The sequence below is a fragment of the Methylobacterium ajmalii genome, from assembly GCF_016613415.1.
Taxonomy (GTDB): Bacteria; Pseudomonadota; Alphaproteobacteria; order Rhizobiales; family Beijerinckiaceae; genus Methylobacterium; species Methylobacterium ajmalii.
In genome coordinates this window covers 1-9864 of the sequence record NZ_JACWCT010000039.1, presented here as the reverse complement: position 1 = coordinate 9864, position 9864 = coordinate 1, and the positions used below count along the sequence as shown (strand labels likewise).

Here is a 9864-nt window from a genome sequence, read left to right as displayed (position 1 = left end):
GCCTCACGCTGTTTCCTGCCTGTGGCCTGGGCGTCTATCAACCCCAAACGACGAAGCGGGCTTCGAGCCCGCCTCTCGTCCATCAACCCCGAATGACGAATGACCGAAATATCCTGGCTCGTGCGCTTCTGGGCGCGTCCCTGCTGGCCACGCCGGCGGCTGCGGCCGATCCGGCCTCCTGCAAGGCGGTGCGGTTCTCCGATGTCGGCTGGACCGACATCACGGCGACGACGGCCCTCGCCTCGCGAATGCTGAGCGGCATGGGCTACGCACCCAAGACCCAGATCCTGTCAGTCCCCGTGACCTACGCGTCCCTCGGTGCCAAGAACATCGACGTCTTCCTAGGCAACTGGATGCCGACGATGGAGGCCGATCGGAAGCCCTACCTCGACAAGAAGGAGGTCGAGGTGATCGGGCCGAACCTCACGGGGGCCAAATACACCTTCGCGGTGCCCGAGTACCTGTACGACCAGGGCCTGAAGAGCTTCGACGACATCCATAAGTTCAAGCGCCAGCTCAAGGGTAAGATCTACGGGATCGAGCCGGGCAACGACGGCAACCGGACGATCCTCGGGATCATCAAGGACAACAAGTACGACCTCGGCAGCTTCGATCTGGTCGAGTCGAGCGAGCAGGGCATGCTCGCCCAGGTCGAGCGCGCCGTGCAGCGCAAGGAGCCGATCCTGTTCCTCGGCTGGGAGCCTCACCCGATGAACACCAAGTTCAAGATGCGCTACCTGTCGGGCGGCGACGACACCTTCGGGCCGAACTACGGCGGTGCCGAGATCTTCACCAACCTGCGCACCGGCTTCGCCGAGCAGTGCCCGAACCTCGGCAGGTTCTTCAAAAACCTGACCTTCGACCTGCCGACCGAGAACCTGGTGATGGGCTCGATCCTGTTCGACGGGCTCGCCGCCGAGAAGGCCGCCGAGACCTGGCTGAAGGCCAATCCGGGCGCCTGGTCGCGCTGGCTCGACGGCGTCGAGACCCTCGACGGCAAGCCCGCCCTGCCGGCGGTCCGGGCGAGCCTCGGGCTCCACTGACGCCGCGCGGCGGGGCGCGCCCGCCGCCACCCCGACCCCGTCGGCGGCGGCCGGCGGTCCCCCGTCATTCCATGAAGCGGGTGCCCCCATGTACGACTGGATCGTCGGCCACAAAATCTCGCTCGGCATCTGGCTCAAGGTCTTCGTCGACTTCCTGAACACCCATGCGCAGTCGTTCTTCGACTTGGTCTCGACGGTCCTCAGCGCGATGGTGCAGGGGCTGACCGACGGGCTGATCGCCGTGCCGCCGCTCATGCTGATCGGGCTGTTCGCGCTCGGGGCCTACCTGCTGCACCGCTCGATCGGGCTCGCGCTGTTCATCGTCGCCTCGCTGCTCCTCGTCGTGAACCTCGGCTACTGGGAGGCGACGATCGAGACCCTCTCCCTGGTGATCTGGTCGACGGCGGTGTGCGTGCTGATCGGCGTGCCGGTCGGCATCCTGGGGGCGCACAAGCCGCTGTTCTACGAGGCGATCCGGCCGCTGCTCGACCTGATGCAGACGATCCCGACCTTCGTCTACCTGATCCCGACCCTCGTCCTGTTCGGCCTCGGCACGGTGCCGGGCATCATCTCGACGGTGATCTTCGCGCTCCCCGCGCCGATCCGCCTGACCCAGCTCGGCATCGCCTCGGTGCCCCCGAGCCTGCGCGAGGCGGCGCTCGCCTACGGCGCCACGCGGACGCAGATGCTGTTCAAGGTCGAGCTGCCGAGCGCGATGCCGACCATCCTGGCCGGCATCACCCAGTGCATCATGCTGAGCCTGTCGATGGTGGTCATCGCCGCGCTGGTGGGCGCCGACGGGCTCGGCAAGCCGGTCGTGCGCGCGCTCAACACCGTCAACATCGCGATGGGCTTCGAGGCCGGGCTCGCCATCGTGATCCTCGCGGTCATCCTCGACCGCGTGTGCAAGCGTCCGGCGCCACGCAAACGGAAGGCTGCCCGATGACCGCGATCGACATGGACCGGCGCACCCTCTCGGACGCCACCCCGCTGACCGTCCCGATGGACCCGGCCCCCGCCACTCCCGCTTCCGACTGCGCCGTCGCGCTGCGCGACGTCGACATCGCCTTCGGCCGCAACGTCAAGGCGGCGCTCGCCCTGTCTGACGAGGGACTAACGCGCGACGAGATCCGCCGGCGCACCGACGTCCTGATGGGCACGTTCAAGGTCAGCCTCGACGTGCGGCCGGGCGAGATCTGCGTCCTGATGGGCCTGTCGGGATCGGGCAAGTCGACCGTGCTGCGGGCGATCAACGGGCTGAACAAGGTCGCCCGCGGCGCGGTGCTGGTGCGCCACCGCGGCGAGCCGGTCGACGTCACCCGCTGTCGGGCCGCGACCCTGCGCGAGGTGCGCCTCAACACCGTCTCGATGGTCTTCCAGCAATTCGGCCTGCTGCCCTGGCGCAGCGTGCGCGACAATGTCGGGTTCGGGCTCGAGTTGCGCGGCGTGCCGGCCACGGAGCGCAACCGCACCGTCGACGAGAAGCTCGCGATGGTCGGCCTCGAATCCTGGGCCGACAAGATGGTGCAGGAGCTCTCGGGCGGCATGCAGCAGCGCGTCGGCCTCGCCCGGGCCTTCGCCACCGACGCCGACATCCTGCTGATGGACGAGCCGTTCTCGGCCCTCGACCCGCTGATCCGCGACAAGCTGCAGGACGACCTCCTGGAGCTGCAGCGCCGGCTCAACAAGACCATCGTGTTCGTCAGCCACGACCTGTCGGAGGCGCTGAAGCTCGGCAACCGCATCGCGATCATGGAGGGCGGCCACGTCGTCCAGTACGGCACGCCCTCCGACATCGTGCTGCGGCCGGCCAACGCCTACGTGGCCGAGTTCGTCAAGCACATGAACCCCCTCGAGGTGTTCGACAGCGGTGCCGTGATGACGCCCGCCTCCGCCCTGAGACGGGACGGCGATGCCGTGATCCTCGACGGCAGCGGCGAGGTGCGCCTGCGCCTCGACCGGGCCGAGCGCCCGGTCTCGGCCGAAATCCGCGGGCGCGAGATGCCGCTCGGCCGCGTCGACGGCAGCGGGGCCGGCGGCGGCGAGACCCCCGGGGTCGTGGTCGCCCCGGTGGACCTGCCGCTGCGGGCCGCGATCGACCTGCGCCTGCGCTCGCCCTACCCGATCGTCTTCGTGGACGATCTCGGGCGTCTCGCCGGCCTGTGCGACCACGGCGAGATCTATCGCGGGCTGCTCCAGAATCCGTGAGCGCGGCCGTCGCCCGCGCCCCGCCCGATCCCCCTCCACCGAGGTCGTTCCCCGAGGTCGTCACCGATGCCGTCCGTTCCGATCCACCGTCCCTTCATCGCCGGGCGCCCCGCCGCGGAGGCCGGCCGGCGCAGCTTCCCGGCGATCAACCCGGCCGACGGCCGCGTGCTGGCCGAGGTCGAGCACACGACCCGCGAGGACCTGGAAGACGCGATCGAGGCCGCGCGGGCCGGGCAGGCGGCCTGGGCCGCCACGCCGGCGCGCGAGCGCGGCCGGGTGCTGATGCGGGCGGTCGGCCTCCTGCGCGCCCGCAACGACGAACTCGCCCGGCTCGAGACCCTCGACACCGGCAAGCCGATCGCCGAGACCCGCAGCGTCGACATCGTCACCGGTGCCGACGTGCTCGAATACTATGCCGGCCTCGCTGCCGCGATCGAGGGCCGGCAGATCCCCCTGCGGGAGACCTCCTTCGCCTATACGCGCCGCGAGCCGCTCGGCCTCGTCGCCGGCATCGGCGCCTGGAACTACCCGATCCAGATCGCGCTGTGGAAGTCGGCCCCGGCGCTCGCCGCCGGCAACGCGATGCTGTTCAAGCCGAGCGAGGTCACCTCGCTCACCGCCTTCGCGCTCGCCGGAATCTACGCCGAGGCCGGCCTGCCGGCGGGCGTGTTCAGCGTCCTGCCGGGGCTCGGCGCCGAGATCGGGACCTGGCTCACCGAGCATCCGGCGATCGCCAAGGTGTCGTTCACCGGCGGCACCGCCACCGGGGCCAAGGTGATGGCGGGCACCGCCCGCTCGACCCTCAAGGACGTGACGCTGGAGCTCGGCGGCAAGTCGCCGCTCGTCGTCCTCGACGATGCCGACCTCGACCGCGCCGCCGACATCGCGGTGGCGGCGAACTTCTTCAGCTCGGGCCAGGTCTGCACGAACGGCACCCGGGTCTTCGTGCCCGGGCACCTGATGGAGCCGTTCACCGCGCGGGTGCTGGAGCGCGTGACGCGCATCCGCATGGGCGATCCCCTCGACGAGGCGACGAATTTCGGGCCGCTGGCGAGCCATGCCCACCGCGACAAGGTGATGGGCTTCATCCGCTCGGGCGTCGAGCAGGGCGCCCGCCTCCTCGTCGGCGGCCACGCGCCGGAGGGGGCTCTCGCGGCCGGCGCCTACGTGGCGCCGACGGTTTTCGCCAAGTCCCGCGACGACATGGAGATCGTGCGCGAGGAGATCTTCGGGCCGGTGATGTGCCTGCTCGACTACGAGACCGAGGCCGAGGTGCTGGCCCGGGCCAACGCCACCTCGTACGGCCTCGCCGCCGGCGTCGTCACCCGCGATCTCGCGCGCGCCCACCGGATCGTCCACGGCCTCGAGGCCGGCATCTGCTGGATCAACACCTGGGGCGAATCGCCTCCCGAGATGCCGGTGGGCGGCAACAAGCAGTCGGGCCTCGGCCGCGAGAACGGAATCGAATCGCTCGAACGCTTCACCCGCACGAAGTCGATCCAGATCGAGCTCGGCGACTTCGCCCCCGTGTTCTGACGCAGGAACCGCCACCGACCCGCGGCGGCGTCCCGGTCCCCGCGACCGGCCCGCGCCGCCCGTCCCCCGAGACCGGATCCGAGATCATGCCGCAGACAGACGCACCCGAGTACGACTTCATCATCGTCGGCGCCGGTTCCGCCGGCAACGTGCTCGCCACGCGGCTCACCGAGGACCGGGACACGACGGTGCTGCTGCTGGAGGCCGGCGGCCCGGATTACCGCCTCGACTTCCGCACCCAGATGCCGGCGGCGCTGGCCTATCCGCTCCAGGGCCGGCGCTACAACTGGGCCTACCTCACCGATCCCGAGCCCCACATGAACGGGCGGCGGATGGAATGCGGCCGCGGCAAGGGGCTCGGCGGCTCCTCGCTCATCAACGGCATGTGCTACATCCGCGGCAACGCCCTCGACTACGACGGCTGGGCCCAGCTGCCGGGCCTGTCGGGCTGGTCCTACGACCAGTGCCTGCCGTATTTCCGCAAGGCCGAGAGCCGCGACGCCGGGCCCGACCCCTATCACGGCGGCGACGGCCCCTTGAGCGTGACGACGGCGAAGCCCGGCGCCAACCCGCTCTTTGCCGCCATGGTGGAGGCCGGGGTCCAGGCCGGCTTCCCGCGCACCCCCGACCTCAACGGCTACCAGCAGGAGGGGTTCGGGCCGATGGACCGGAGCGTGACCCCGAAGGGCCGCCGCTCCAGCACCGCACGGGGCTACCTCGACCAGGCACGCGCCCGCACGAACCTGACCATCGTCACCGGGGCGCTCACCGACCGGGTCCTGTTCGAGGGCCGGCGCGCGAGCGGCGTCGCCTACCTTCAGGGCGGGCGTGCCGCCGCGGCACGGGCGCGCCGCGAGGTGCTGGTCTGCTCCGGCGCCATCGCCTCGCCCCAGCTCCTCCAGCGCTCCGGCGTCGGCCCGGCGGACCTCCTGCGCGGCCTCGACGTGCCGGTGGTGCTCGACCTGCCGGGCGTCGGCGAGAACCTCCAGGACCACCTCGAGATCTACGTTCAGTACGAGTGCACGAAGCCGGTCTCCCTGGCGCCGGCCCTGCGGCCCTGGAACCAGCCGGCCATCGGCGCGCAGTGGCTGTTTCTCGGCACCGGGATCGGCGCCAGCAACCAGTTCGAGGCCGGCGGCTTCATCCGCTCGAGCCCGGACTTCGCCTGGCCCAACCTGCAGTACCACTTCCTGCCGCTGGCGATCAGCTACAACGGCAGCAACCCGATCAAGGCGCACGGCTTCCAGGCCCATGTCGGCTCGATGCGCTCGCCGAGCCGCGGCAGGATCCGCCTGACATCCCGCGACCCGCGGGAGCATCCGAGCATCCTGTTCAACTACATGGCGACGGAGCAGGACTGGCGCGAGTTCCGCGACGCGATCCGCATCACCCGGGAGATCGTGGCCCAGCCGGCGCTCGATCCCTATCGCGGCCGCGAGATCAGCCCCGGCCCGGCGCGACGGACCGATGCCGAGCTCGACGCCTTCGTGCGCGAGCACGCCGAGACCGCCTATCACCCCTCCTGCTCGTGCAAGATGGGCGAGGACGCGATGGCGGTGGTGGACGGGGAGGGCCGGGTCCACGGCCTCGAGGGCCTGCGGGTCGTCGACGCCTCGATCATGCCGCTGATCGTCACCGGCAACCTCAACGCGCCGACGATCATGATGGCCGAGAAGATCGCCGACCGCATCCGCGGCCGCGCGCCGCTGCCGCGCAGCGACGCGCCCTACTTCGTCGCCGGCGACGCGCCGGTGCGCAGCGCCCCCGCCCGCGCGGCGTGACGGGGGCGGGAACGCCCGGCCTCGCCCCCGGGGGGTACGATGCCCCCGGGCTTCGCTCAGAACGCGATCGCGTCCACCACCTTGCGGAAGCGCGGCAGCATCGCCTCGCGATCCTGGGCGCGCACGACGCCGACGGCGCGGAAGTAGCCGTCGGGCTGGAAGCGGATCGTCTGGGAGACCACCACCGGCGTGCCGGACGGGATGTCGACGGCCCGGGCCACGATCTCGTGCCAGTCGGCGCCGTTCTGCCGGAAGCTCTGCGACCGCTCGATCGCGAAGTCCTTCATCGTCTGGTTCGAGTACAGCGCCGCCTTGGCGAAGGCGTCGCGCTGGTCGGCGGACGGGGCCGGCTGCACCGCCTCGGCCAGCACCAGGATCGGCTGTTCGAGGTTCGTCATCTGGTCCTTCGGCCCGTCGGTGTAGAGCACCGAGTTGCCGCCGAGCACCCGCACGGGCCGGAAGCCCGCGTTCTGGGTGACCCGGAACGGCAGGGCCGCGACCTGCTGGTCGATGGTGAGGGCCGGGCGCACCCGCACGCTCGTCAGCATCGCCCGCATCGCCTCGTCGCTCTCGGCGCCCGGCAGGGTCTGGCCGATGACGATGCCGGTCACGGTCGGGTCAGAGACGAGGAAGACCCACTTGTGCAGGGCCGGCGCGCCGGCGGGCTGCTCGACCGGCTGCTCGCCGGTGAACAGCATGCCCTCGCGCCCGTCGGCGAGCTTGAGCGTCTCGCGGGTCTTCACCACGAGGCCCTGGGTCTTCAGGTTCTCGTCGGTGAAGTTGGTGGCGAGATCCTTGTAGGCCTGGGCCGGCAGCTCGACGACCGAGACCGTGGCGCCGCCGTTCTGCCGCTCGAAGCCGGTGAAGCGGCGCGACACCACCATCTCCTTGGCCGGCTCGAAGCCGAAGCGCGAGCCCGGCGGGTAGACCGGATCGGCCGCCAGGGCCCCGGCCGGCAGGCCGATCAGGCCGGTGAGGAGCGCCAGGCTGCGCAGCGACAGGGGACTCGTCGACATCAGACTCGTCTCTGGGTTCGCGGGGAGACCGTCCGGGAGCGGGCGGTGCTCGGAAGAAGGGCGCGTCGCGGCCCGGGGAGCGGGCCGCGCGCGGGACGTGGATGCCTCTGCCGAGCGCGCCGGTCTGTCAAGCGCGGCGGATCGCCGAGACGCGCCGCAAGGTCAGGTTGAGCCGCCCACCCGCCGGCACCGAAGCGGGCAGGACCGGCCCGGGCGCCGGGGAGAGGAGGTCCGCGCTCTGGGCCAGGATGCGGTCGACGCCGTGGAAGATCAGGCGCGAGGGCCCGCCGATCACCATCGCGTCACCGGGGACGAGGCGCACCGAGCGGGTCGGGTCGGTGCGCGCGGTGCCGCCGTAGCGGAACAGGGCGGTCGCGCCGAGGGACAGGGATAGGACGGGGGCCGAGAACTCCTTCTCGTCCCGGTCCTGGTGCAGCCCCATCCGGGTCCCGGGGGCGTAGAGGTTGACGAGGCAGGCCTCGGGCTCGGCCGGGCAGCCGGCGAGCGCCGCCCAGGCCCGCAGCACCGCCGCCGGCATCGCCGGCCAGGGCCGGCCGGTCTCCGGGTGGCTCGCCTGGTAGCGGTAGCCCGCCCGGTCGGAGACCCATCCCAGGGGGCCGCAATTCGTCATCCGGACCGAGAACGGTTTTCCCGTGCGCGGCATCGTCGGCGTGAAGGCCGGCGCCTCGCGCAGGATCTCCGCCAGATCCGCGGCGAGCGCGGCCTGCGCCTCGGCGTCGAGGTAGCCCGGGACGTGGATCAGGCCGGGGGCGAGTTCGATCAGGGCACGGTCCCTCCGCGGGGAGGGCCGTCCTACCCGATTTCCCGACAAGCGGGCAGGCCTGGAATCTCTCGACGGACCGGCGGGCCCGGTATTTTCCGGTCGACCGGCGGGCCCGGCGTGATAGGCCTCTCTCGGGTCTTCCCCTGCGGCATGACGATCCCCACGGCGACTCCCATGACGATCCGCTCCGCCACCCTGGTCGGCTCCGGCGCCATCCTGCTCTGGTCGCTGCTCGCGCTCTTCACCGCGGCCTCCGGCGCGGTGCCGCCGTTCCAGCTCGCCGCGATGACCTTCCTGGTCGGCGGCCTCCTCGGCTGCGCCAGCTGGATCGTGCGGCCGTCCGGGCTCGCGTCCCTGCGCCAGCCGCCCGCGGTCTGGGCGCTCGGGATCGCCGGGCTGTTCGGGTACCACGCGCTCTACTTCGCGGCGCTCCGCCTCGCGCCGCCGGCGGAGGCCGGGCTGATCAGCTATCTCTGGCCGCTCCTGATCGTGCTGTTCTCCGCGCTCCTGCCGGGGGAGGGCGGCCTGCGCGCGGCCCACCTCGCCGGCGCGCTCCTCGGGCTCGCCGGCGTCGTGGCACTGTTTCTCGGCCGCGGCTCGCTCACCTTCGAGGCCGCCGCCCTGCCGGGCTACCTCGCGGCGCTCGCCTGCGCCTTCCTGTGGTCGGGCTACTCGGTGCTGTCGCGCCGGGTCGGCGCGGTGCCGACCGACGCAGTGGCGGGCTTCTGCCTCGCCACCGCGGCCTTGAGCCTCGCCTGCCACCTCGCCGTCGAGCGCACGGTGTGGCCGGACGGGCCGGCGCAATGGGCCGCGGTCGCGGCGCTGGGCCTCGGGCCGGTCGGGGCGGCGTTCTACCTCTGGGACATCGGCGTGAAGCGCGGCGACATCCGCCTCCTCGGCGTCGGCTCCTACGCCGCCCCGGTCCTCTCCACCCTGATCCTCGTCGCCGCCGGCTACGCCCCGGCGACCTGGGCGCTGGCGCTCGCCTGCGGGCTCATCGTCGCCGGCGCCCTGGTGGCGACCCGGGGCGGGAAGGCGGCTTAGGAGTAGCGGGTATTCCCATGTCCGGGGCAGGGCTCCGGATCGGAGGGTGAAGACCGCTGGAATGATTCCGGGCCGCCGTCGGAAGAAGGCGGCCCGGGACGTATCGTCCGTGATCCGATGCCGAGGGCCGAACCTCGACATGGGGCCTTAATCGAGCCGACGCCTCAGTGATGCGCCAGGATCGCCAGAAGCAGCAGGGCGATGATGTTGGTGATCTTGATCGCCGGGTTCACCGCGGGGCCGGCGGTGTCCTTGTAGGGATCGCCGACGGTGTCGCCGGTCACCGCGGCCTTGTGGGCGTCGGAGCCCTTGCCGCCGTGGTGGCCGTCCTCGATGAACTTCTGGTCATTCGTCATTCGGGGTTGATGGACGAGAGGCGGGCTCGAAGCCCGCTTCGTCGTTTGGGGTTGATAGACGCCCAGGCCACAGGCAGGAAACAGCGTGAGGCGGCT

General features: G+C 71.5%; 9 protein-coding genes. 6 read left to right on the top strand and 3 right to left on the bottom strand.

Annotated elements, in window-relative coordinates; all coding sequences use genetic code 11:
* The first annotated feature begins 92 nt into the window (after positions 1-92).
* The 5 genes from HPY23_RS07550 to betA all read left to right on the top strand — a co-directional run bounded on the left by HPY23_RS07550 (position 93) and on the right by betA (position 6568).
* On the top strand, positions 93-1043 hold the full coding sequence (locus tag HPY23_RS07550; protein WP_200649586.1) for a choline ABC transporter substrate-binding protein: 951 nt from the start codon (positions 93-95) through the stop codon (positions 1041-1043).
* 88 nt (positions 1044-1131) lie between these two features.
* Positions 1132-1989 carry a choline ABC transporter permease subunit gene (gene choW / locus HPY23_RS07545; protein ID WP_060850116.1) on the top strand — a complete coding sequence of 286 codons (858 nt, stop codon included), beginning with the start codon at positions 1132-1134 and terminating at the stop codon, positions 1987-1989.
* A 56-nt stretch (positions 1990-2045) separates the two neighbouring features.
* Positions 2046-3251, top strand: coding sequence for a choline ABC transporter ATP-binding protein (gene choV, locus HPY23_RS07540; protein ID WP_091887477.1), 1206 nt, complete (start codon positions 2046-2048; stop codon positions 3249-3251).
* A gap of 66 nt (positions 3252-3317) precedes the next feature.
* A complete protein-coding gene (betB, locus tag HPY23_RS07535) occupies positions 3318-4787 on the top strand; it encodes a betaine-aldehyde dehydrogenase (protein WP_091887406.1) in 1470 nt (489 codons plus the stop codon).
* A gap of 86 nt (positions 4788-4873) precedes the next feature.
* On the top strand, positions 4874-6568 hold the full coding sequence (betA, locus tag HPY23_RS07530; RefSeq protein WP_091887404.1) for a choline dehydrogenase: 1695 nt from the start codon (positions 4874-4876) through the stop codon (positions 6566-6568).
* Positions 6569-6624: 56 nt separating this feature from the next.
* On the opposite strand, the gene HPY23_RS07525 is transcribed toward betA, so the two are convergent.
* Positions 6625-7584, bottom strand: coding sequence for a hypothetical protein (locus HPY23_RS07525; protein WP_236013036.1), 960 nt, complete (start codon positions 7582-7584; stop codon positions 6625-6627).
* 127 nt (positions 7585-7711) lie between these two features.
* Positions 7712-8416 (bottom strand): alpha-ketoglutarate-dependent dioxygenase AlkB, encoded by a 705-nt coding sequence (locus HPY23_RS07520; protein WP_236013037.1) that lies wholly within the window; start codon positions 8414-8416, stop codon positions 7712-7714.
* A gap of 126 nt (positions 8417-8542) precedes the next feature.
* On the opposite strand from HPY23_RS07520, the gene yddG reads away from it, so the two are divergent.
* Positions 8543-9412, top strand: coding sequence for an aromatic amino acid exporter YddG (gene yddG, locus HPY23_RS07515; RefSeq protein WP_091887402.1), 870 nt, complete (start codon positions 8543-8545; stop codon positions 9410-9412).
* Positions 9413-9576: 164 nt separating this feature from the next.
* Here the strand turns inward: yddG and HPY23_RS32890 are convergent.
* On the bottom strand, positions 9577-9864 hold a 288-nt coding region (locus tag HPY23_RS32890; protein WP_236017647.1), incomplete at its 5' end, for a sodium/proton-translocating pyrophosphatase.